The organism is Photobacterium sp. Hal280, from assembly GCF_037162255.1.
GTDB lineage: Bacteria > Pseudomonadota > Gammaproteobacteria > Enterobacterales > Vibrionaceae > Photobacterium.
This window is the reverse complement of the sequence record NZ_JARLUO010000005.1, coordinates 2,369,364-2,393,214: the sequence shown is the minus strand read 5'-3', so window position 1 is coordinate 2,393,214 and position 23,851 is coordinate 2,369,364. Positions and strand designations below refer to the sequence as shown.

The window sequence follows — 23,851 nt, the reverse complement described above, 5'->3', positions numbered from 1 at the left end:
AAAACCACCTGTAAAAAATTATTTACTTTTTTGTAAATCATTATTTTCGTTTCATGGTTGCATTCACAGTTTCTCTGTCACGTTTTTAATGGACACTGGCAGCAAGGTGAAAAAAATTCATCTGCCAAATGAAAAAAACGAACAAAAAAACCGGTTAAAAAACCTGAAAAGGGCTACCTGTAGGGAAGCAAATTCGCTAAAATACGGGCTCATCTTTCGATGTGACGAAAACGTTTGCGTTGCCGTGGTTACTGGGGTTGTGTTTTTTGTCTGAATGAGGAAAAATGCCAATTATCCCGCGTTGACCTAAGTGTCTGGCCTTGTCTGATACTTAGGTCAACGAATTTGAGAACTATCTGAGTCAGGAGAGACTGATGCTAAAGCGTGACATGAATATTGCTGATTATGACGCAGAACTATTTGCAGCCATCCAGGAAGAGACTGCCCGTCAGGAAGAGCACATTGAGCTGATTGCTTCTGAAAACTACACCAGCCCGCGTGTAATGGAAGCACAGGGTTCACAGCTGACCAACAAGTACGCGGAAGGCTACCCGGGCAAGCGCTATTACGGCGGCTGTGAGTATGTCGATAAAGCCGAGCAACTGGCGATTGACCGTGCCTGCCAGCTGTTTGGTGCCGAGTATGCCAACGTTCAGCCGCATTCAGGCTCTCAGGCCAACAGCGCTGTCTACATGGCACTGCTCAATGCCGGCGATACTGTTCTGGGCATGAGCCTGGCACACGGCGGTCACCTGACTCACGGTTCACCGGTGAACTTCTCCGGTAAGCTGTACAACGTGATTCCTTACGGCATTGATGAAGCTGGCCAGATTGACTACGCAGAAGTTGAAGCGCTGGCACTGGAACACAAGCCGAAAATGATCATCGGTGGTTTCTCCGCTTATTCGCAAATCGTTGACTGGAAGCGGATGCGTGAAATCGCAGACAGAGTCGGCGCTTATTTCTTCGTGGATATGGCGCACGTCGCCGGTCTGATTGCCGCAGGTGTTTACCCGAACCCTGTGCCGCACGCGCACGTGGTCACGACCACAACCCACAAAACACTGGCCGGTCCTCGCGGCGGTCTGATCCTGTCAAACGCGGGTGAAGATCTGTATAAGAAACTGAACTCTGCGGTATTCCCTGGGGGTCAGGGCGGCCCGCTGATGCACGTGATTGCAGCCAAAGCCGTGGCATTCAAAGAAGCCATGGAGCCAGAGTTCCAGGCGTATCAGCAACGTGTGGTGGATAACGCGAAAGCGATGGTCAGCCAGTTCCTGGAGCGCGGTTATAAAATCGTTTCCGGTGGCACCGAAAACCACCTGTTCCTGGTCGATCTGATTGACAAGAACATCACAGGTAAAGAAGCCGATGCAGCACTGGGTGCGGCCAATATCACGGTCAACAAGAACAGTGTCCCGAACGACCCGCGCAGCCCGTTTGTGACTTCCGGTATCCGTATCGGTACACCAGCGATTACCCGCCGCGGTTTCAGCACTGAAGATGCCAAAGAACTGGCGAACTGGATTTGCGATGTGCTGGACAATATCGATAACCCAGCGGTTATCGAAGCGACCAAAGCCAAAGTGCTGGAAATCTGCCAGCGCCTGCCGGTTTACGCATAAGCCAGGCACTTTTTGGTGTAGCTCAACACAATGAAAGGCGGACCCGAACTTGGGTCCAGCTTGTCAAACGGCATCCCTGGGATGCCGTTTTTTGTTGATAAAAATAATGGGCTAAGTCCTCGCATAGCGGTTGATTTGGGGTACACTGAGGCGACGAAATTGAGGAGGCAAGATGCATTGTCCGTTTTGTGGTGCCAATGACACCAAAGTAATCGATTCCCGTCTGGTCGCTGATGGACATCAGGTTCGCCGACGTCGTCAGTGTCTGGCGTGTAGTGAACGTTATACGACGTTCGAAACCGCTGAGCTGGTGATGCCGCATGTCATCAAAACCAATGGCAGCCGCGAGCCGTTCAACGAAGAGAAGCTGCGCGGCGGTATCGAACGTGCGCTTGAAAAGCGGCCTGTCAGCGCTGATGACATTGAACGCGCCATCAACACAATCAAATCTCGTCTGCGTGCAACGGGTGAGCGGGAAGTGAAATCAGACATGATTGGTAATCTGGTTATGGATGCCCTGATTGAACTGGATAAAGTGGCTTACATTCGGTTTGCCTCTGTCTACCGTTCATTTGATGATCTCCGCGAGTTTGGCGAAGCCATAGCTAAACTGGAAAAATAAACCAAGATGTTTACGCCTACTGATCACGCCATGATGCGCCGAGCTGTTAGCCTTGCCCGGCGCGGCCGTTTCACGACCGCCCCAAATCCGAATGTGGGCTGCGTCATTGCCAAAGATAACGACATGATTGGCGAAGGTTATCATTACCGCGCGGGCCAGCCGCATGCCGAAGTGTTTGCTTTGCGTGCCGCCGGTGAGCGTGCCAAAGGGGCTACGGCCTATGTCACGCTGGAGCCCTGTTCCCATTACGGCCGTACGCCGCCCTGTGCCGAAGCCCTGATCGCGGCGGGTGTTTCCCGGGTTGTCTGCGCCATGGTTGACCCGAATCCGAAGGTTGCGGGACGCGGTGTCGAGATGCTCAAACAGGCGGGTATTACCGTTGAAACGGGCCTGCTTGAAGCCGATGCGATGTCATTGAATCCTGGTTTTATCAAGCGAATGAAAACTGGCCTGCCTTATGTCCAGCTGAAACTGGCAGCCAGCCTGGACGGTAAAACCGCGCTGGCGAACGGTGCCAGTCAGTGGATAACCGGCCCTCAGGCCCGTGCTGATGTACAGCGTTTTCGCGCCCAGGCGGGTGCGATTCTGTCAACCAGCGCCACGGTTCTCGCCGATGACCCGTCCTTGAATGTGCGCTGGCAGGAATTAGGGGCAGCCGTTCAGTCTGACTATCCGGAAGCTGAGTTACGTCAGCCGGTCCGGGTGATCATTGACAGCCAGAACCGTTTGTTACCGTCTCAACGTTTATTCTCGCTGCCGGGCAAAGTACTGCTGGCCAGAACCCAGGCGGATGAGGCAGTGTGGCCCGAGCAGGTGCGGCAGTTACGAGTGTCTGCTCAGCCGGATGGTCAGCTAGACTTAACGGCACTGATGACTGCGCTGGCGGCGGAAGAGATCAACCATCTCTGGGTCGAGGCGGGGGCAAGTCTGGCCGGCGCCTTGCTCAACGCCGGGCTGGTGGACGAGTTCATTCTTTATCAGGCACCCAAACTCATGGGCAGCCATGGCCGCAGCCTGATCGATCTGACTGAATTTACAGCCATGTCCCAAGTGCCGGATGTGACACTGAACGATGTGCGCATGGTCGGAGCCGATATTCGGATCCGTGGCACGATCGCTCACTCTGCGTAACAGAATACGTCTGTGTATGGCATCGACAGGTGCCGGGTAAGGAAAAATTAGAATGTTTACAGGTATTATTGAGGCCGTAGGTACGATTACGGCCATCACGCCAACCGGACAAGATGTGTCCGTAACGGTCAACAGCGGCAAGCTGGATTTATCGGATGTTAAACTGGGCGACAGCATTGCGACCAATGGTGTGTGTCTGACTGTGGTGAAACTGACCGGCACAGGTTATGTTGCCGATCTGTCGCTGGAAACCCTGAACCGCACGGCCTTTACCGATTACAGCCCTGGCCAGCAGGTCAATCTGGAAAAAGCCATGCTGCCGACCACCCGCTTTGGTGGTCATATGGTTTCCGGCCACGTGGATACTGTCGGCGAGATTATTTCCCGCACCCAAACCGGGCGGGCGATTGAGTTTTGGATCAAAGCACCGGATACGCTGGCCCGCTATATCGCCGAGAAGGGGTCGGTGGCGATTGACGGGATCAGCCTGACGGTGAATGCCGTCCGGGGCGCTGAATTCAAACTGACGATTGTGCCGCACACGGCAGCGGAAACCACAATGGAACACTTCAAACCAGGCCGTAAAGTGAATCTTGAAGTGGACGTGATTGCCCGTTATCTCGAGCGCCTGATGCTGGGAGATAAAGCGGCTGAGTCTGAACCATCGTCTGAACTCAGTATGGCGCTGCTGGCGCGGAGCGGGTTTCTGGGCTGATGATGCAGCCGGAGCAAGATTTAGTATGACGACAATCATTTGGGTAGAGGGAATAGAACATGGCGTTGAGTAGCGCGAAGGACATCATTGAAGACATACGTCAGGGGAAACTGGTTATCCTGATGGATGACGAAGACAGGGAAAATGAAGGTGATCTGATCATTGCCGCGGAAAAAGTGACCCCGGAAGCGATCAACTTTATGGCGACCCACGGTCGCGGCCTGATCTGTCTGACACTGACGCAGGCCCGTTGTCAGCAACTGAAACTGCCACTGATGGTGCAGGACAATGCGGAACAATTCAGTACCAATTTTACCGTTTCAATTGAAGCTGCCAGTGGCGTGACCACAGGGATCTCCGCCGCGGATCGCGCCCGTACCGTGCAGGCTGCGGTGGCTAAGAACGCTTCTCCTGCCGATATCGTCATGCCGGGTCATATTTTCCCTCTGATGGCACAGGAAGGTGGGGTACTTGCCCGCGCCGGCCACACTGAAGCCGGTTGTGACATTGCCCGTCTGGCAGGTCTTGAGCCATCCAGCGTGATTGTTGAGATCCTGAATCCGGATGGCACCATGGCGCGACGCCCGGATCTGGAAGTATTTGCCGCCGAGCACGGCCTCAAGCTGGGGACGATCGCCGATTTAATCGAATACCGTAACAATAACGAGACCACGATTGAGCGTGTGGCCGAATGCAGTCTGCCAACAGAATTCGGTGATTTCGATCTGATCACCTACCGCGATACTATCGACAACCAGATTCACCACGCCCTGCGCAAAGGGGATGTGAGCCCATCGAATCCGACGCTGGTTCGCGTTCACCTGCAAGATACCTTCAAAGATATTCTGCACTCAGGTGCGTCACAGTGGACTTTGCCGATGGCCATGCAGCGGATTGCTGAGGAAGGCGGTGTGATGGTGATTCTCAATCGCCATGAAACTCAGGAAGGTATAATTACCAAAGTGAAGAATCTGGCTGCTCAGGCCGATGGTCAACCGGGCGTGAAACTGAATCCGAAGAACCCGTCACGTCAGGTGGGTGTCGGCTCGCAGATCCTGGCGGATCTGGGTGTGGGCAAAATGCGTCTGCTGTCATCGAGTAATCAGCGCTATCATTCACTGTCCGGTTTCGGACTGGAAGTGGTGGAATATATTTGCGATTAAGGTCTGTTGACCCTAACGCACTGTTTTTATTAATCCCTAATCCGGAATAGAGATCGCATAACGTTGCCGTGAGTGCCTTGACAGTGAAGTCAATTGGTATCAGGTATAAATTGTGATAGACTCCCGCGGTTTCTCAATCCGGAAAGAAAAGACATAGTCACAGGAAGGCCCATGAAGGTAATCGAAGGCGCCATTGCGGCACCCAACGCAAAAATTGCTATTGTTATCAGTCGCTTCAACAGTTTCATCAATGACAGCCTGCTGGCGGGTGCGCTGGACGCACTGAAACGTCAGGGACAGGTAAGCGACGACAACATTACCGTTGTTCGTTGTCCTGGTGCTTATGAGCTGCCTCTGGTCGCCCAGCAAGTTGCTAAAAGCGATCGTTATGACGCTATCGTGGCACTGGGTTCTGTGATCCGCGGCGGTACTCCGCATTTCGAGTATGTTGCCGGTGAATGTAATAAAGGTCTGGCTCAGGTGGCTCTGGAGTACAACACTCCGGTTTCATTTGGTGTTCTGACTGTAGACACAATTGAACAAGCCATCGAGCGTGCCGGTACCAAGGCTGGTAATAAAGGGGCAGAGGCTGCACTCAGCGCGCTTGAGATGGTCAATGTCCTGTCCCAAATTGAATCCTAATGGGGGTTAGAGTGAAACCAGCCGCACGTCGTAACGCACGACACTTTGCCGTCCAGGCCATTTATTCCTGGCAAATCACCAAAGAAAATGCTGCCGATATCGAGCTGCATTTTCTGTCTGGCGAACAGTTTGAAGAAGAAGCTCATCGGGATGATGCGCCTGTACTGGCAGCACCGCACACTGATGTTGAGTACTTCCGTGACTTGTTCACCGGAGTGGTGCTGAACTATCAGGAACTGGACAGCAAGATGCGTCCCTATCTGTCACGTCCTTTGCAGGATTTGGATCAGATGGAGCTGGCGCTACTGCGTCTGGCCTTGTACGAAATCATGAAACGTGAAGACGTACCGTACAAAGTTGTGATTAATGAAGCGATTGAGCTGGCGAAAATCTTCGGTGCCGAAGACAGCCATAAATTCGTCAACGGTGTGCTGGATAAGCTGGCCCCGGTGTTACGTAAAAAAGCATAATCGCTTCAATGCGAACTGAGGCCAGCTCTGCTGGCCTTTTTTCTGAGTTTCAGCAAACCGACTTGACCTCTTATGGCTAGTAATGAATTTGATTTGATAGCCCGTTATTTTGCCCGCCAGCCGGTTCAGCGCCGAGATGTGACGCTGGCAATCGGTGACGACTGTGCCTTGCTTGAGGCACCTGCAGGGAGCCACCTGGCGGTCAGTACCGACTCACTGGTCTGTGGTAACCATTTCCTGCCCGGTATGGATCCCGCGCTGCTGGCTAAAAAAGCCCTGGCTGCGAACTTAAGTGATTTGGCGGCCATGGGCGCCACACCTGCCTGGGTATCCCTGGCGCTGACCCTGCCGGAAGCCGATGAAGCCTGGCTAGCCCGGTTCTGTGATGGCTTTTTTGAGATGGCCGATTACTATCAGGTACAGCTGATTGGCGGGGATACCACCAAAGGCCCATTGAGCCTGACACTGACCATTCAGGGCTTTGTGCCTCACGGACAAGCGCTGACGCGGCACGGGGCAGGTTCCGGGGACTGGATTTATGTTACTGGCTGTCTTGGCGACAGTGCGGCAGGGCTGGCGGTGTTGCTGGAGCAGGCGAAGCATATTGATGCTGCGCTAGCTGAACATCTTCTTCATCGCCACTATCAACCTCAGCCGCGGGTGCTGGCCGGTCAGGCATTGCGGGGCATAGCGTCTTCAGCGCTGGATATCTCCGATGGTCTGATTGCTGATCTGGGCCATATCCTGACCCGCTCTCGGGTGGGAGCGGTGATAGATGTCGATAACCTGCCATTGTCACCCGAGCTGGTGGCATTTTGTGGCGGCGACAGGGATGCAGCCATCAAGATGGCGCTGACAAGTGGCGAGGAGTACGAGCTGTGCTTCACCGTGCCAGCCCATAACCGTGGTACCTTGGATGTTGCTCTGTCTCATACCGGGGTGAAAGCGACCTGTATAGGTCAGATCCGGCCCGGCAGCCATGTCGTGCTTGAGCGAAACGGGCTGCAACTGGACTGGCAGCTGCGTGGATACGATCATTTTTCGGGGTAAGTAGTGCGAGATCCCAAACTTTATATCAAATTAAGTAATCCCTGGCATTTGCTGGCCACGGGATTTGGCAGCGGTTTGTCTCCTGTGGTGCCGGGAACTGTCGGTACACTGGCATCTGTTCCGTTTTATTACCTGCTGGCCCAGCTGCCTTATGCGGCTTATATCGGCATCACGCTGGCGGCGGCTGTGATTGGGGTACTGATTTGTCGCAATACCGCCCAGGATATGGGCGTGCATGATCACGGCAGCATCGTCTGGGATGAGTTTGTCGGCTTCTGGATCACCATGGCGATTGCCCCGCCGATGAGCCTGCCCTGGGTTGTCAGTGGTTTTATACTGTTTCGTTTTTTCGACATGGTAAAACCCTGGCCGATCAGCTGGCTGGATAAAAATGTCCACGGCGGACTGGGCATCATGATCGATGACATTCTCGCTGGCTTTATGGCTATGATCACCCTGTGGGGCGTGGGTCACTGGATGGGCTGGTAACCGCAGTCTATAGCAAGGAAACCCTCAAGCCGTGCAAGTTGCACGGCTTTTTTGTCCAATATTTAACCCGGCTTCACTGCGCGATTGACACTATTCTTAAGCTGAATCAGGGAGAGGATCCTGGGAGAATAAGATGCAGAAAGTGAATCTGATCCTTGTCTTTTTACTGATGCTGGCCGGTGCTGCCCGGGCGCAGGTGTATCCGTCGACAGGCAGTGTCTGGGTGACCCCGGAGGTTGGGAGGAGCCGCTGTCCACCTCACGGTTTGATTCTGCCGAAGCGGTGAGGCGCTGGGAGTTCCGCCATGCCGATCTGGTGCTGGGGAACTGGCAATCGGCCGCGCTGAATGAAACGGGCACAGTGTTGCTACCTTTTCACGTCCAAAGTCTGTCCTGTGAACCCGATGAGCAGCAGCGCTGGCTGGCGCAACAGGCCGACGTAAATGGACAGGATCCGGAAGGTGTATTCCTGCATTTTTCGCAAGATACCCGGCTGTCACTCAGCGCTACAAATCTGGAATTAGACCGCCTGCTGGAAGCCAAACCCTGGCTGAGCCGGACAGCGGATACCCTGACCATTCCGGGCTGGGATCCGGTGAACGACACAGACAGTAACGGGCAACTCAGCGACGCGGAATATCAGCAGCGGCTCAATCCACAGGCCAGCGCCCGGTTTGCGTATCAGGCCCGGGTATTGCTGACCGGCCGGCAGCAAGGCGGCGTCTGCACCTTTCGGACGAACCTCTCTGACTCTGCCGTTCAAGCCCGGCTGATCAACTGGTATCGCGATTCCTGGCGGCAGATGGCAGCAGATGGCGGTTATACTCCTCGTCTGAGGCCTTTGCTCGGGCCTGATATTCTGCCGGTCGTCAGTGGTGGTCAGATCCTGGAATTGTCCTTACAGGCCGGCACCCCGGAGGCAGAAGCGCGCTACCTGGCGCAACTGGTTGATTTTTTAGGTCAGTTAAAGCAACAGCTTGATCCTGTCCTTCTGGGCGTTTCTACTTCCGGACTGGCGTTATGGCCCGATGAGACGATTGCCGCGCCATTGCGCTCGCAGGTTGATCTCTGGGTCCGTCCTCGCTTTATTACCCCGGCGATGGGGCTGGCCCGTATTCAGCAAAGCTGGCAGCATTTTGCGCTGAGTGCCGAAGGGGCCAACAGTGTGCTGATGGTGTCGATGCGTGATGGCCGTAGTTATCTTCATCCGGGAGATGAAAGGGCCTGGCAACAGGATGTCGAAACCGGGCTTGCCCTCTATTACCTGTTTAATTTGCCTGGCCAGACTTACTATCACAACTGGGGCGACAGCCTGAGTGTTGACAGTACCAATACCAGTATGCGGGACTGGTACCGGCCAGGGCTGCCCAAAAACTGGGTGTATCAGCCAACGGCTATGCTCAAGGTGGATCTTGGCGAGCCGATATCCGCACCTAAAGGTTATAAGCCTGTCTGGTGGCAGGCTGAGCCGCTCAGTGGGGACAGCCGCGGTTCTGTGCTGGGCGGCTACAAGGTTGCGCCTGCTCACTGGTTCTGGCTGTACCGCACTGGCTGGTTTGGCAAACAGCCCTCAGAAGGGGTGATTGCCCGCCGTTATGAGCATGGGCTGGTACTTTACCGGGCAGTCCAGCAAGCGGGGCAGAGCCGGTTTCTGGAAGTGAAACCGATGCGCATTTCCCTGCCGGGCACCTATATCCGGATCTTTTACGACGGCACCACCAGCGAGCCGATGAATTACATTGAGCTCGGGGGTTATGAAGGGGTGGTATTACAAAAAGCAGCATCAGAGCAATAAAAAAGCGACGAATAAAAAAGGCGGCATGAGCCGCCTTTTGCCGGTCTTATTGAAAGCCTGGTATCGCGATCAGCCCAGCAGCAGGCTGTCATCGGCCAGCTCTTCGCCACGCACTTTACTGAACATGTCGAGCAGGTGTTTCACGTCCATATCAGCACGCTCCTGTCCTGCTACATCCAGTACGATATTACCCTGGTGCAGCATCACAGTCCGATCGCCGTATGCCAGCGCATCTTTCATCGAGTGGGTCACCATCAGGACGGTCAGGTCGAATTCTTCGACTACCCGTTTGGTCAGCTCCAGCACGAAAGCGGCCATACGCGGATCGAGCGCGGCGGTATGCTCGTCCAGCAGCAAGAGTTTACTGTCGGCCAGCGTTGCCATGACCAGACTGACAGCCTGACGCTGTCCGCCGGACAGCAAACCAATGCTGTCGCTCAGCCGATCTTCCAGTCCCAGTCCCAGAATGCTGATGCGCTCCTGAAACAGCTTACGGCGCTCGGAAGATAATGCCAGCTTCCAGGTGCGGCGGCTGCCGCGCTGGACGGCTAACGCCATGTTCTCTTCAATGGTGAGTGAAGCACAGGTGCCGGCCAGCGGGTCCTGAAACACCCGGGCAGCATATTGCGCCCGCTCGTGCACAGCTTTGCTGGTCACGTCGACACCATTAATGACTACCTTGCCGTCTGACATCGGTGTTTCACCGCTGACAGCACCGAGCAGGGTCGATTTACCGGCACCGTTTGAGCCGATAACAGTGACAAACTGGCGCTCCGGCACTGTCAGGTTCACCCCGCGCAAGGCCTGATTTTCCAAAATGGTGCCTTCATTGAAGGTAACGCGGATATTACTGAGTTCAATCATAGTGTTACTACCTTCTTTTCCGGCTTACGCGAGCTTCTTTGCTGCGACGGTTTGCTTCTTTTTTCGCTGAAAATTGCGTTTCATCTTAGGCGCAATCAGGGCAAGGGCGACCAGTACCGCAGTGATCAGATTCAGATCCGAAGCCTGCAGGCCAAACATGCCACTGCTCAGGGCAAACGCAACGGCCAGCCGGTAGAGCACTGAGCCTAAAATCACAGCGACAACGGCCACCCAGATCTTGCGGCCCGGAATCAGTGTCTGACCCAGAATCACCGCTGCCAGACCCACGACGATTGTTCCCACCCCGGAGGTGACATCGGCAAAATTATTGGTTTGCGCGAACAGCGCGCCGGAGAAGCCGACAAAGGCATTCGACAGCGCCAGGCCAAAATAGGTATACAGCGCCGTACTGCCGCCTTGTGCGCTCACCATACGGCTGTTTACGCCGGTAGCGCGCAGGCCGAGGCCGAAGTCACTGGCCAGCAGTCGGGTCACGAACCAGCCGCTGAATATCACCAGAGCCAGCACCACAGCCAGGCGCACCAGGCCCGCATCCAGGCCGGTTTCGAAGGCAAAATTTTCGAATGGGGTCAGGATCGTATCGTCACCCAGTAAGGCCAGGTTGGGGCGGCCCATAATGCGGATATTGATAGAGAAAGCCGCAATCATGGTCAGAATACTGGCCAGTAAGTGCAAGATCCCGCAACGGACTGCCAGAAAGGCTGTTACCAGGCCACACATTCCGCCGGCCAGAATTGCCAGCATGGTTGCCATCCACGGATTCACACCAGCCACGATGGCTGTTGCTGCCACAGCGGCACCCATTGGAAAACTGCCATCGACAGACAGATCAGGAAAATCCAGTACCCGGAATGTCAGGTAAACCCCCAGAGCAACCAAGCCGTAAACCAAGCCGATTTCTAAGGTACCGATCAAAGCAAAGAAAGACATCTACAACTCCTTATTCCTTGCTGGCACCGGCTGGAACGCCGGTGCCTGATAGAGAGGTCAGGTTACTTGGCGATAGAGGTCGCGCGGTCAACCAGAGCCTGAGGGAAGGTGATGTTCAGTTTTGTGGCAGCTTTCTGGTTCAGAGCCAGATCTGAACCTACAGCGACTTTGACCGGAAGTTCAGACACTTTCTTGCCTTTGAGCAATGCATCCACATAGTCAGCGGTCTGAATACCCACCTGATAATAGTCGAAGCCCAGTGCCGCCAGCGCCCCACTTTCAATGTAGGTCGTAGAGGCGCCGATGACAGGAATACCCGCCTGGTTACCGGCATTGACTAAGCCTTCAACGGCACTGGCCACTGTGTTATCAGTGGGGGCGTAGAGCGCGTCTGCTTTTGAGGCGACGATTTGCGCTGCGGACTGCACATCAGCACTTTTCAGGGCTGTCCCTTCTACCACTTCCATGCCTTGTTCTTTGGCAGCTTTGCGCAGTAAATCAACCAGTGCGACGGCATTGGCTTCGCCCGGGTTGTAAACGACCCCAATCCGCTTGGCATCTGGCAGAATTTCTTTCACCAGTGCGACGTGCTGTGCGACCGGGGATAAATCAGACAGGCCGGTCACGTTGCGCTCGGGGTGATCAACATTACGCACCAGTTTGGCGCCAACAGGATCGGTGACTGCAGTAAAAACGACGGGAATAGAACGGGTGGCTGCAGCCAGTGCCTGTGCAGTTGGTGTTGCAATACCCACCAGGACATCCGGTTGTTCACCGACAAACTGTTTGGCGATTTGCACTGCAATCGCAGGGTTACCCTGAGCGGTCTGATAGGAGAATTCCAGATTCTTGCCTTCTTCGTAGCCTTTGGCTTTCAGGCCATCAAGCAGACCCTGGCGAGTGGCGTCCAGCGCCGGGTGTTCAACGATCTGAGACACAGCAACTTTGGCCATTTCGGCTAAGGTTGGTGTCGCCGTTAGGGCTAATGCCGCAGCGATGCAGGCTGCTGAAAGCAATTTGTTTCCCTTCATAATATGCAATCCTTGTACTGGTGATGACAGAGATGGGCCGGCGAGCTGTGCCATCAGAAACACCCATCATTGGCATAATGTTTTAGCGCAATGAGAAAAGAAAGAACATCCAAAAATTAACAGCACTGTAACATTGGGTGGGGTGAAGTGCCTGCTAAATGCTGGTTTATTGAAATGTTATGTTGTATTTATGGCTCTGGTTAGGTTGAAAACTATACAATAGCGGTGAAAATCAGAGTCATGTTTTTTATTGGTATTTTTGTGAGCATGATGAGCTATGACTCAGCAGGAGCGAATTCGGCTGCACCGTTGGATAAATTATGAACAATTCTCTGGCGGGTGCTGAATCTGAGCCAATTAAAGATAAGCGGGAGGAAGGCAGTCTGCACAGACTGCCCTGACAGGAAAAAGGTGTTATTCACCAATACATTGAAGTGTATCGTTGCGCTTGCCGATATGGGAAAAAGCCGCTTTCATATTGGCTTCCTGAATATAACGGGGCGGCAGCGGCATGACCTCAACCTGAAAATCCGGTGCATCGGCGGCGACCGGGTTGTCGGCGGTGACCGGGGTGACCATCACCACTTTCAATGCCGGATTGCGCGACAAAATACGCGATGCCGTGCCTAGTCCTTCTGCGGTGTGAAAGCGCCCGGCGACGTGCATGATCTGGTGGCCCGGGTGGGTTTGCAGGTAGTTGACCATGCTTTCAGCCATGGTGTCGTCCCAACTGGTCTGAGCAGCAAATTGTCGTTCCGACTGGGCAGGATCACCATGATGCATAGACTCAGTGAATTTTTCTTTGTATTTGTCATTTTTCAGTGTAAGTGACTGGGCTACCCACTGACGCTCAGTGACAGGAAGCCGATTCAGGTAATCAGCCCCGTAACGGCCGACGCAGCGGACGATGGATTTCGGCGCATTGGCGGCGATCACATCCAGCTGTTGCTGCCGTGCAAAATCAACCAGGGGACGGTAATCGGATTCATAATTCGGCCAGGCGTTGCCCTGCTTGATCAGGACCTGCTCACCGATTTCGCCGTGAAGGAACTGGTCGACGACCTGTTGTTTGTCGCGGGTAAACTGCTCCATGGATAAAGCCAGTTTGGGGTTATTGGCATACAGTGCCGCCAGCAGCCGGGCTTGCAGCAGGTGAGTGCCCGGATGACTGTGCCATTCACCGACCAGTACGATATCCGCATCCGACAGCGCATTTGCCAGGGCTTGTTCTGTCAGTTCGGCCCCGGACGGAGAACGAATGGTGTAATCGTACAGCGTTGGAGGCGTTGCAGCAGTGGTCGTACTGGATGTTGGCTGTGTAGCGCACCCACTCAGCAGGGCGGCGAATGCCATAGCGTAGCCAGTCTTCATGTGTACCATCCTTTGTCTGAAGCATGTTTTACTGAGCTTGCATTAAGAATCAGTATGATAGCTTCAGGGGGTTATGTCATGGCCCGTATGATAATGAAGACTGGCAACAGACTCAATAGAAATGAGAATTAGTTGCAACTATCCGATTCTGAATCATTCACCGCTGCGGATTTCTGGTAAACACGTAGGGTAAAATCGGCCTCGCAGCTGAATGCGTGTTGCTGCGCCAGGTGCTGCCAGACAGCCTCACTGGTCTTCCACGCAAACGGTGTCATCTGCATCAGTGCCGTCGCTTCGCTGCCTTTTAAGCTCATGGTGTAATGCAGCTGTTCTTCCTGCACCAAGGACATATCCGGCAGAATGTCAGGCTGAGTATCATGAAGCCTGACGTCGTCATAAATGAGCGCTTTCAGTTGATACAAGTGCCGCGGAGCGGGTGTCACTGTTAATAAAATCGCGCCGGGTTTCAGCGTACGGACAATTTCTTCTGCTTTGCATGGCGCATAAATGCGCACCATGGCATCCAGGCTCTGGTCGGCGAACGGCAGTCTCGTGACTGGATGCCACGCAGAAGTGGCAATCCGGATAGCGTTTGGCGGCATAGCGCACGGCCACTTTGGAAATGTCCAGTCCGTGCACTTCCAGGCTGGGGTGGCTGGCGCTCAGAGCCGTAAAGGATGAGGTGTAATAACCTTCACCGCACCCGATATCCAGCATTTTCTGGCTATTCTCCGGAAGATGCGCAGTCAGAAGTTTAACCACGTTTTCTCTCATCAACCGGTAGTGATTCGCCTCAAGAAATTGTCTTCTTGCCTGCATCATCTCTTTGTTATCACCAGGATTTTTTGAGCTTTTATGATGAACAGGCATTAAGTTGACATAGCCTTCCTTCGCCTGATCAAACTGATGGTTATTTTCACAACGCCATTGATGTTGCTGATGGCGAAGGGGCAGATGGCATAGGGGACATTGATAGGACATAGGAAAGCACCAACGCTGAAAACAAAGGATTGTAACCTGTTTGGGTATGGCATAGAAGCACAGGGAAAGATCCGGCGGCCTTCGTCATCAGCTCAGAAGCCAAAGACAAAAGGTGATCTTTCTCGCAGAAAAATATCCTAATTAATCAATAACCCATAGACACAGTTTTATTAAGGGCTTATTCAGGGAGAAAGGATACTCTGGTTGCGCATAAAGTGAACCTCTGCTCTATGCTTGGATTGGGTTATGCATTTTATGATGCCGGCATCAGGCTTTGATTGCCTTTTCCCTGTGTCTGGCGGACTAACCTAACCTGATTTTTGCGCTTATGGGTACCATCAGCGTTGTGGTCACTCAGAACACATACTCAAGGAAACCAAAATGAAAAAAACACTAGCAGCGGCGATTATCTCCAGTGTGTTTGCCAGTGGCGCAAGCTACGCGGCGAATATCTATCAAGGCGAAGATGGTAGTGAAGTGAATCTTTACGGCCGTCTGGGCTACAACATTACAGACAAAGCAACCGATGATGGCGACACCAACGGTGAATTTGATGCGCGTCTTGGCCTGGGTGGTTCTCAGCCAATCAATGATCAGTTCTCTGTGATTGGCTGGGCTGAATACCAGGTCAACGCGGCAGAAGCTGAAAATTCCGGCGGTGACAGCCTGTCTCCTCGTTATGTCTGGGCCGGTATTGACGGTAAAGAAATGGGTAAAGTGACCGGTGGCCGTGTGGCTTCTGGCCTGATCATGTTTACCGATATCGTTGATGTATTTGCCTTGTCGGATATCGCCGCAGCCCGTCAGGCAGAGCTGGTTGATGGTACCGCCGTTCAGGTTTTCCGTCAGGATGCGACACTGCAATACCAGAACAGCATCAATGGCTTAGACTTCTCTCTTGGCTATATTTTTGGTAACAATGATAAAAACGCGTTCGGTAATTCACTGGATAACGGTATGAACGCCGCGCTGCGCTATACGCTGGATCTGGGTCAGGGCGGTCGCCTGGCGCCTGTGCTGGCGTATCAGTACAGCGAAGACAAAGACGGTAATGAGTATAACTTCTGGGGTGTGGGTGCTACCTATAGCATCAATGCTTTCACTTTGGGTGCAGAGTACTCTGAAGACGAAGTGGATGCCGGCGGTCCAAGCAAGAGTAAAGATGAAGTGTGGGAAGTGGTTGCCATCTATGATCTGAACACCGACTGGACACTGCGTGCAGGTTACCGCAACCTGGAAAACACCGACGGTGACGAGTTAGAGCTGAAAGACACGACGCTGGAAGCTCAGTATCACCTGAACAGCCGTTCTTCTCTGTTCACCAGCTATGTCTTCCGTGACGGTGAAAACGGTTCTTTCGGCGGTGCTGCTGACGAAGACTTCTACCAGCTGGGTATTCGTTACGAGTTCTAAGTATCTCGCAATAACCGACAATACAAAGGCTGGAGCATGCTCCGGCCTTTGTGGTTTCAGTGCTGAGGTGACTTATCCTGCCTTGTAATCGGCTTTATCCAGATTGTGCTTTTTCATTCGCAGATAGAGCTTTTTACGCGGGATCTGCAGGTAAGTGGATACTTCATTAATTCTGCCGCCGAAAAGGTACAGGGCATCTTCAATCACCTGCTTTTCATAGTCATCAATCAGATCATCTAACGGGCTGCTCATTTGATCCAGCGACTTGGTCCGCTCTTGCCCGGTGAGTTTGACGATCCCAATCGCGTAAAGCTCTGCCACGTTACGTAACTCCAGCACGTTACCTTCCCAGGTGTGCCGGTTCAGCGTTGTGATATAGGCTTTATCCACCACAGGAACGGGTTTGTTGAGTTTCTGGCAACTGGCCTCCAGAAAGTATCTGAACAGTAGTGTGATATCGCTTGCCCTTTGTCTTAATGGCGGAATGACAAACCGCGCCTGGCTGAGAAAGTAAAACAGCTCAGGCACTAAGGTTTCTTTTTCGACCGCTTGCTCCGCTGTGCCTTCAACGAGCGCCAATACGCGTACTTCTCTTTTCGCCAGGCGCTCCTGTTCAAGGAGAAAGCGACATAACCAGTGCTGAGCGTCGGTCGGCATAGCGGGCAGGTTATTGATGCAGAGACTGCCCTCGCGGGCATTGAGCATTGCCCGTTGCAAATCAGCGGTGCGTTCGACTTTACTGCCGCACAATTTTATAAACGGGCCTTTGCCCATATTCGTGTCGGCATGAAGCAAACGGGCCAGGGTATGGCGTCCCGTTCCGGCTTCACCTTCAATCAGGGCATCTTTATCATTGTTCTCCGCTGCGGCAATCTGATCGCGGAGCTTGACGATCAGCGGGCTGTCACCCAGCAGCACATCGCTGGCCGTTTGCCTGAGCCTTTTACGGTGTTCAATCAGCTGCTTTCGTTTTGGCAGATGCTTGTCCAGCAGTGCGATCAGCGCTGCGGGCTGTAATGGTTTTTGCAGGAAGTCGGCCGCCCCGTTTTGCAAGGCGTCCACCGCCATAGGAATATCGCCATGGCCGGTGATTAATATCACAGGCAGGGTGCTATCCAGTGATTTAATGCGATGCAGCACCTCTTTTCCGTTCATACCTGGCATATACATATCGGTAATGACCACGCCGGGCCATTCTTTGTGAAGCAGGGTCAGGGCCTGCAACGGATCGGTGGCTGTCCGGGTCTGATAACCAGCTACTTCCAGCAGGTGCTGGTAAGCATCGGCAACATCCTGATCGTCATCAATGATCAGTACTTCAATGTTATCGCTAATCGTCATATTTTTTTAACTCCAAAACAACCATTGCGCCTCCCTGCAAGGTGGAAGCCAGGAAAATATCGCCGTTCAAGCGGTTCATGATGGAACGGCAAATGTTCAGCCCCAGTCCCAGACCCACATCTTTCGTGGTGGTAAAGGGAGTGAACAGTTTTTCAATAATGTCTCTCGCAAAACCCGGGCCGGTATCACAAATGGCCAGACTGAATGTCGGGTGTTCAGCAGAGTGATTCAGCAGTTCTACGTAAATGTCTCTGCTCTCACTGCCTGCCACCGCATCACAGCTATTGATGAACAGATTAACCAGCACTTGTTCGAGCTGAATGGGATCGGCGATGACCTGAAACGGGCTGTTTATTTTGCTGATCAGATTGGTTTGCTGAACTTTCAGCCTGCTTTCTATCAGTTGCTGGGCGTGATTGATCGACTCTTGAATATCAACGGCCTGAAGCATTCTGTTGGCCGATTGTTTTTTCGCGAAATTGCGCAGGCTGGCAATGATACGGGCCATGCGTTCAGTCAGGCTGTCCATTTTGTCCAGGCTGGCTGGAAGCTGAGTGAGGTTGTTTTTATCCACGGCCATTCGCGTGGCAAAGATATGGGTGGTCATGGCCGACAGCGGCTGGTTCAGTTCGTGTGCCAGTGAGGTCATGGTTTGTCCGACCACCGCCATTTTGGCCGCCTGGATCAGTTCATCCTGTGTGGCCCGTAAATCTTCCTCAATGCGCTTTCTGTCTTCGATTTCGGCTTTCAGCTGCCGGTTTCGCTTGGTCAGTGACTCGGTTTTTTCCTGCACCATGTTTTCCAGCCAGCGGGCTGCGCTTTCCTGCTCGGTAATGTCTGTCACAGTGATGATGACCTTGGCTTCCTGTCCCTGCTTGAACAGGCGAAAGTCCAGGCGAAGATAGCGCGGCTCGCTGGAATGTGTCTGTTTGATGGTGAGGTTACAGGCGCCATTGGACTGCAAAGGGCTGCTGGGCAGGAACAGCCGTTTCAGGCGGGGTTCCATGGCGCGGTTAAACAGCGCCCAGATAGTCTGGTTGTCCGGGATCGCTTCGGCATCAAACAGCGATAACGCACTGGGATTGACCGACTCGACGATGCCGGATAAATCACAGGTGATGATACTGGCCTGAGTGTTATTGATCAGGTTCAGTGCATTGGAGCGCTGCATTTCCAGCATTTGCTGGCGAAATTGACGCAGACTGTCGCCCAGCAGGCCAATTTCATCATCACCATCCACCTGAATTCTGGCATTGAGATCGCCGTGCGCCACGGCATACAGATCCTGACTGAGTTGATTCAAACGCGCGACAATGCCGCGGCTGACCAGATAGACAGACAGAAAGACGGACAGGGTAATGGCCAGCAGTACCACACCAAGCAGAATGTAGCTGCTGATGATGACAGACTGCCGGGTGTGATCGTTGAGAGCAAGCAGAGAGGAATCCGCCTGGCCAACCATAGCCTGGATCAGATCTTCCTGATAAATCAGACGGTTGTTGATGCGCTTGTCATAACTTTGAATTGTTTTCTCCAGTGCAGACAGCTCGCTCAGTTGCATTGTCAGCGGGCCATTGGGCTCAACCTGGCTGATCATATCGTTAAGCTGCTGCCGGAACGCCAGTGTTGAGGGGTAGTGGCTGAGGGAATCACTCATGGTTTTCAGTTGCTGGGTTTGAAAATCAATGTAGTGAAAAGCGTTAGCGATATCCCGTTTATCCCTCTGATGAAATATCTCCTGCACCAGCTGATACAGCTCACTCTCTTTGACTGTGATGGACTGGATGAGAGAAAACTCGTTCACTGTATCCCGTATGGTGTCGCTATCCAGATGACGGGGTGTGGTACGCGTTAACTGCCATTCCACTTCCTGGCGAATGGGAGCAAGCTCATCCACCACTTTTTGGTGCAGCCAGCTGATCCGGCTTTCCGATTGCGCCAGCACCAGCAGCAAGGTCGACCGCTTGCTCAGCAAATTGCTGTACGTCTCTATGTCTTTGAGCAAGCTGGCGTGTTCAATTTTCAGCGCCGGATAGGAAGACAGGCTGGCTGTGTTGGCAATGGCGTGGGTGATCCTTTCGGCTTCGAGCTGAATTTGTTGTTTCAGCTCTGCGTGCCGGGCCGGATCCTGATTGCCCCTGATATGATGCAGGCTGTCTTTCAGCGCCGCCGTGCCGCGTTCCAGATGATAGCTGGCCCTGAGTGTCGGCAGATTTTTACTGACAATGGCATCTATCTGATCATCGAGATTTTCCCAGGTAGCCAGTGCGATGAGGCTGACGCCTATACTCAGGAATGCCATCAGGCTGATGGCACTAATCAGGCGATTGCCGATGGTTTTACGTTTTAGCATCACAGCTCCTGTTTATACGACATGAGTATGTCTTGGGATAAACGAATGGATTGCTGTAATTGCCGGCTCATCTGTTCTTGCCACAGCCCGACGGTACGGGCAGAAGCCGGGTGACGCACAGGATCCTGCAGCGACAAAAAATCCTCAGTATTGGCTTGCTCGGCGCTGATCACTGTGGTTGAAGCCAGCGCAACGGATTGTGCCAGCTGCTCGGTTTGCTGAGGCGTCAGGTCCGGCAGTAACCGGATTTTATGGATCAGCTGCCAGGCATAGTTCAGCAGGGGCTGCTGTTGGCTGATGCTGATATCAAAGAGTTGCTGTACAGCGACCGCCCGCTTTTCCATTAACCCGGTATCGACCGTGAACGCCGCTGTATCTGTGCCGGGTAACTTCGCTCGGCGATGCTTGTATATGGGGGATTGTTCGATGCGCGCCTGCGAGGATGCTGACAGCATAAACCGCACGAACGCAATACCCAGCTGATCGGACGGTTTTCTGTCCAGTGCGGCGATATAGCTCGGCAGAACCAGGCTGTCGGGCTGATACTGAAAATGAATAAACGGGAAATGATCTTGCTGCGCTTTGGCATAACTGTCGATCACCAAACCTATGCCAGACTGCCCGCTGGCGACGAGATCGGTCGCGCGCTGGCTGTTGGCTGAGATGGCATTCAGGTTGCCCCCCAGCTGTAAAAGTAACCGCCAGCCTTGATCCCAGTCGTAACGCTGCAGCAGGCTTTCCACCATCAGGTGTGTGGTCGCAGAGCGGGAGGGGCTGCTCATGACCAGATGGCTGTGGTAGACCGGGGCAATGAGAGACTCCCAGCGCGACGGAACAGGCAGCGCGTTCCTGTCGATATAACGCTGGTTCCATATGATGCCGCATCCCGAGTACCCCAGAACGGCAATGTAGTCTGAATCGAGCTGGCTGTGTTCATCGGTCAGTTCGGAAACCGGCACCAGAGCATGGCTGTCGGCCAGTGGCTGAAACAGCCGCCGGGAAGAGGAAAGCACCACATTCACGCCATGATCCGGCATCGTCAGCAGCGCCAGCCCTTCACTTTCCCGGCGCTGCAGAATAATGACATCCAAACCGGCATGCTGCTGTTCAAAAATCTCTATGCTGCTGCTCAGCAGGGCAGGGTTGAAGGTGGTCAGAATCACCAGCTGCTTTTTTCACTGGCGTGCAGGGGGAAAATCGCCAGTAATGATACGATCAGAAGCCGGTATAACATGACAAAGAGTCCTTCCTTACATAGCCTGATTCATTCCTTGTTCCCCACCTTTACTCACCGTTTGCGGGTGGCAGACAGAAGAGATATTGCGTTACGCGCTTATATACAAGTAAGGGTCAGTGGGTAACAGTAAAAAGTCGATTATCATGGCTGAAATTATGGTCGGCTAGCTCTTTCATACTTTCCATGCCATAAAATGTGCCAATCGTGACCCAATCATCAGTCACTTTGCGATAACTGGCGCAAATTTATCAGAACAGCAGATTTCGCCAATGGGGAAATTGTAAAAAAGATATGCCAGCAATCAGACGGCTTGCTGTTGTGTCAGAGGGAGACCGGGGTGGCTCGGGGGAAGGCGGCCCGAATGATATCGGGGCCGCGTGCGAGAGACATTTTTCGTCATCCAGGCTGATCTGTCAGGCACTGAGTATCTGCAGGATCTCGGTGGCGGAGAGATGATATTGGCGAGGGCACTGTTGCCACACGCTCAGCATGCGGCGATATTTACTCTGCATCGGCACATGGCTGTTAAAACTGTGCTCTGAAGGCAGGAAATGCGGATAAAGATTTTCTACTGTTGTCAGGAAGCGAACATAATGCATTTGCTGAGGCTCACTGGCGGCATCAAAACCCAGGAATGTCAGGCGGCGGGTATCAATCCGGTTCTGCTCGGCCTGGGTTAACTGTTTGCAGGATTCTTGCATGGCATGGTGCATTTCCATCACGTGCAGAATTTCTTTACATTCATCTTCTGAGATCGCCCCGAAGTGTTTATCCAGCTCCCTGAGCTGTAGCCCGTATCCGCGCTCGACTATGGTTTGCAGACGCTGAAACTTGCCGGCATGCTCGGGATCGAGCTGCGCCATCAGGCGATATTGATTCGCCAAAATGAGACGTTGTGCATGTGTCATTTCCATCATGATATCCTGCAATAATTTTACTGGTTACAGCATAGCAGCAAGCTCTCGGGCGGCTTTGATCTGAGCCGGGTTTGCGGCCGAGTTTACAGAAAAAACGACGGCATTTACGTTACACTGGGCGGGACGAAATGTGATTCGATAGGGTGAATACAATGCAAGGATGCTGGCAATGACAATGCTTCCCTGGGCTGGCTGGGCAATTTGGCTTACTGTGCTGTTCTTCTCTTATCCGCGAGAATTCTATCCTAAGTTCAAACACCAGAAAGACTATCAGCACCTGGTCTCCGGAACTGTGGTGGTCCTCTTTTTGTTATGGAGCCTGAGAGCCGGACTGGTCGACGGGCTCAAAGTCCATTTTCTGGCTTTGACCGTGCTGACCCTGACGCATGGCTGGCGAATTGCCATATGGATAGCGGCGGTGCCTGGTTTGCTGTTAGCGGCCTTCGGTATTCAGGACTGGCAAGATCTGGGGCTGATCAATCTGACCAGTGTGGTGGCGCCTGTACTGATCAGCTATTGGGTTTTCTTGCTGAGTTACCGTTATCTGACCCGGCATCTCTTTGTATATATTTTTGTCGCGGCATTTTTTAACGGCGCCCTGTCACAGGTGGTCCATATGCTGCTGACAGGAAGCTGGATCTGGCTCGAAGGGGAATTCAGCTGGCAATATATCGTCGATAACTATTTATTGCTCATTCCTTTGCTGTTGTTCCCTGAAGCACTGCTCAACGGGATGTCGACCACCTTGCTGGTGGTGTACAAACCCGAGTGGGTGAGAACCTTTTATGAACGGGATTATATTTACCAGCGGGATAAGTAAACCTGCACGGGAAAACATCTCCGGGCAATCAATACATCACATTGGGATGATATTGCGACAGGATAGATTTGACTCTGTCCATCACTTCTTTTGACGGCGGTTTGACCCCTTCCAGCGGATAGTCATACCCCATGGCTTCCCACTTGTGTGCGCCGAGCTGATGGTAGGGAAGCAGCTCGATTTTCTCGATATTGTCCATATCCTGAATGAATTTGCCCAACTGATGGGCAGAGATGTCGTTGTCGGTAAAGCCGGGGACCACGACATGGCGAATCCAGGTTTTCTGGCCGATTTTGTGCAGATAACGGGCGAAGTCGAGAATGCGTTTATTGGGTACGCCCACCAAATCATGGTGAATCTCATCGTCGATTTGCTTGAGATCCAGCATCACCAGATCCGTGGCCTCCAGCAGCTCATCAATCACAGGGGTATGTTTACGGACATAACCGTTGGTATCGAGACAGGTATGGATGTTCTCAGCTTTGGCTGCCCGGAAAAAATCGCGAATGAATTCTGGCTGTAATATCGCCTCACCGCCGGATGCGGTGACACCGCCACCTGAGGCTGTCATGAAATGGCGATAAGAGAGGGCTTCTTTCATCAGCTCATCTACGGTGATTTCACGCCCGCCTTCCAGATCCCAGGTATCGCGGTTGTGGCAGTACTGGCATCGCAGCAGGCAACCTTGCATAAACACGATGAAGCGGATGCCCGGGCCATCCACGGTGCCGCAGGATTCAAAGGAATGAATACGGCCTTTTACTGTCATCAGGTGGCGCTCCCAGATAAAAAATTGCATGGCTGTTTAAGTATAATCCCCGCGACTCTTGCAAGCCGCGGGGAAGTGCAGTGCCGGGCGTTGCTGCCCGGC

The 23,851-nt window shown here is 53.1% G+C and carries 22 protein-coding genes and 1 pseudogene; 13 read left to right on the top strand and 10 right to left on the bottom strand.

Annotated features, from left to right (window positions below; translation table 11 throughout):
* The first annotated feature begins 374 nt into the window (after positions 1-374).
* From glyA to P4S53_RS20295, 11 genes are all read left to right on the top strand, one after another.
* Positions 375-1,625, top strand: coding sequence for a serine hydroxymethyltransferase (gene glyA / locus P4S53_RS20345; protein ID WP_337114122.1), 1,251 nt, complete (start codon positions 375-377; stop codon positions 1,623-1,625).
* 172 nt (positions 1,626-1,797) lie between these two features.
* A complete protein-coding gene (gene nrdR, locus P4S53_RS20340) occupies positions 1,798-2,247 on the top strand; it encodes a transcriptional regulator NrdR (RefSeq protein ID WP_027252933.1) in 450 nt (149 codons plus the stop codon).
* A 6-nt stretch (positions 2,248-2,253) separates the two neighbouring features.
* A complete protein-coding gene (gene ribD, locus P4S53_RS20335; protein ID WP_337114121.1) occupies positions 2,254-3,378 on the top strand; it encodes a bifunctional diaminohydroxyphosphoribosylaminopyrimidine deaminase/5-amino-6-(5-phosphoribosylamino)uracil reductase RibD in 1,125 nt (374 codons plus the stop codon).
* 52 nt (positions 3,379-3,430) lie between these two features.
* Positions 3,431-4,093 carry a riboflavin synthase gene (locus P4S53_RS20330; protein ID WP_337114120.1) on the top strand — a complete coding sequence of 221 codons (663 nt, stop codon included), beginning with the start codon at positions 3,431-3,433 and terminating at the stop codon, positions 4,091-4,093.
* A 59-nt stretch (positions 4,094-4,152) separates the two neighbouring features.
* Positions 4,153-5,256, top strand: coding sequence for a bifunctional 3,4-dihydroxy-2-butanone-4-phosphate synthase/GTP cyclohydrolase II (gene ribBA, locus P4S53_RS20325; RefSeq protein WP_337114119.1), 1,104 nt, complete (start codon positions 4,153-4,155; stop codon positions 5,254-5,256).
* A 171-nt stretch (positions 5,257-5,427) separates the two neighbouring features.
* Positions 5,428-5,898, top strand: coding sequence for a 6,7-dimethyl-8-ribityllumazine synthase (gene ribH, locus P4S53_RS20320; protein ID WP_027252929.1), 471 nt, complete (start codon positions 5,428-5,430; stop codon positions 5,896-5,898).
* Positions 5,898-6,368 carry a transcription antitermination factor NusB gene (gene nusB, locus P4S53_RS20315; protein ID WP_161455939.1) on the top strand — a complete coding sequence of 157 codons (471 nt, stop codon included), beginning with the start codon at positions 5,898-5,900 and terminating at the stop codon, positions 6,366-6,368. The genes ribH and nusB overlap by 1 nt, the downstream gene beginning before the upstream one ends.
* 72 nt (positions 6,369-6,440) lie before the next feature.
* On the top strand, positions 6,441-7,418 hold the full coding sequence (gene thiL / locus P4S53_RS20310) for a thiamine-phosphate kinase (RefSeq protein ID WP_337114118.1): 978 nt from the start codon (positions 6,441-6,443) through the stop codon (positions 7,416-7,418).
* Between the two features lie 3 nt (positions 7,419-7,421).
* Complete coding sequence (gene pgpA / locus P4S53_RS20305) at positions 7,422-7,907, top strand: phosphatidylglycerophosphatase A (protein WP_337114117.1); 486 nt, start codon at positions 7,422-7,424, stop codon at positions 7,905-7,907.
* 133 nt (positions 7,908-8,040) lie between these two features.
* Positions 8,041-8,193, top strand: coding sequence for a hypothetical protein (locus tag P4S53_RS20300; RefSeq protein WP_337114116.1), 153 nt, complete (start codon positions 8,041-8,043; stop codon positions 8,191-8,193).
* Complete coding sequence (locus tag P4S53_RS20295; RefSeq protein WP_337114115.1) at positions 8,190-9,701, top strand: hypothetical protein; 1,512 nt, start codon at positions 8,190-8,192, stop codon at positions 9,699-9,701. Before P4S53_RS20300 ends, P4S53_RS20295 begins: the two co-directional genes overlap by 4 nt.
* 69 nt (positions 9,702-9,770) lie before the next feature.
* Here the strand turns inward: P4S53_RS20295 and P4S53_RS20290 are convergent, their stop codons facing one another.
* From P4S53_RS20290 to rlmA, 5 genes and pseudogenes are all read right to left on the bottom strand, one after another.
* Positions 9,771-10,565, bottom strand: coding sequence for an ABC transporter ATP-binding protein (locus P4S53_RS20290; RefSeq protein WP_161443481.1), 795 nt, complete (start codon positions 10,563-10,565; stop codon positions 9,771-9,773).
* Between the two features lie 24 nt (positions 10,566-10,589).
* On the bottom strand, positions 10,590-11,516 hold the full coding sequence (locus tag P4S53_RS20285; RefSeq protein WP_337114114.1) for an ABC transporter permease: 927 nt from the start codon (positions 11,514-11,516) through the stop codon (positions 10,590-10,592).
* A 62-nt stretch (positions 11,517-11,578) separates the two neighbouring features.
* Positions 11,579-12,547, bottom strand: coding sequence for an ABC transporter substrate-binding protein (locus P4S53_RS20280; RefSeq protein ID WP_337114113.1), 969 nt, complete (start codon positions 12,545-12,547; stop codon positions 11,579-11,581).
* 414 nt (positions 12,548-12,961) lie between these two features.
* Positions 12,962-13,918, bottom strand: coding sequence for a ChaN family lipoprotein (locus tag P4S53_RS20275; RefSeq protein ID WP_337114112.1), 957 nt, complete (start codon positions 13,916-13,918; stop codon positions 12,962-12,964).
* Positions 13,919-14,046: 128 nt separating this feature from the next.
* Positions 14,047-14,899, bottom strand: a pseudogene (gene rlmA / locus P4S53_RS20270) (23S rRNA (guanine(745)-N(1))-methyltransferase).
* Between the two features lie 381 nt (positions 14,900-15,280).
* Between rlmA and P4S53_RS20265 the strand changes: the two are divergent.
* Positions 15,281-16,312: a porin gene (locus tag P4S53_RS20265; RefSeq protein ID WP_337114111.1), complete on the top strand. Its 1,032-nt coding sequence runs from the start codon at positions 15,281-15,283 to the stop codon at positions 16,310-16,312.
* Between the two features lie 72 nt (positions 16,313-16,384).
* Here P4S53_RS20265 and P4S53_RS20260 read toward each other — a convergent pair whose 3' ends face one another.
* The 4 genes from P4S53_RS20260 to P4S53_RS20245 all read right to left on the bottom strand — a co-directional run bounded on the left by P4S53_RS20260 (position 16,385) and on the right by P4S53_RS20245 (position 22,157).
* A complete protein-coding gene (locus P4S53_RS20260; RefSeq protein WP_337114110.1) occupies positions 16,385-17,653 on the bottom strand; it encodes a sigma-54-dependent transcriptional regulator in 1,269 nt (422 codons plus the stop codon).
* Entirely contained in the window at positions 17,643-20,006 is a 2,364-nt protein-coding gene (locus P4S53_RS20255) for an ATP-binding protein (protein WP_337114109.1), read from the bottom strand. The genes P4S53_RS20260 and P4S53_RS20255 overlap by 11 nt, the downstream gene beginning before the upstream one ends.
* Complete coding sequence (locus P4S53_RS20250; protein ID WP_337114108.1) at positions 20,006-21,169, bottom strand: ABC transporter substrate-binding protein; 1,164 nt, start codon at positions 21,167-21,169, stop codon at positions 20,006-20,008. The genes P4S53_RS20255 and P4S53_RS20250 overlap by 1 nt, the downstream gene beginning before the upstream one ends.
* Before the next feature lie 487 nt (positions 21,170-21,656).
* On the bottom strand, positions 21,657-22,157 hold the full coding sequence (locus tag P4S53_RS20245; protein WP_337114107.1) for a YfbU family protein: 501 nt from the start codon (positions 22,155-22,157) through the stop codon (positions 21,657-21,659).
* 172 nt (positions 22,158-22,329) lie between these two features.
* Here P4S53_RS20245 and P4S53_RS20240 point away from each other — a divergent pair, with 172 nt between their 5' ends.
* Positions 22,330-22,980 (top strand): energy-coupling factor ABC transporter permease, encoded by a 651-nt coding sequence (locus P4S53_RS20240; RefSeq protein ID WP_337114106.1) that lies wholly within the window; start codon positions 22,330-22,332, stop codon positions 22,978-22,980.
* A gap of 28 nt (positions 22,981-23,008) precedes the next feature.
* Here P4S53_RS20240 and pflA read toward each other — a convergent pair whose 3' ends face one another.
* The gene (gene pflA, locus P4S53_RS20235; RefSeq protein ID WP_337114105.1) at positions 23,009-23,749 is read right to left on the bottom strand and encodes a pyruvate formate lyase 1-activating protein; all 741 of its coding nucleotides are present in this window, start codon (positions 23,747-23,749) and stop codon (positions 23,009-23,011) included.
* Positions 23,750-23,851: the final 102 nt, after the last annotated feature.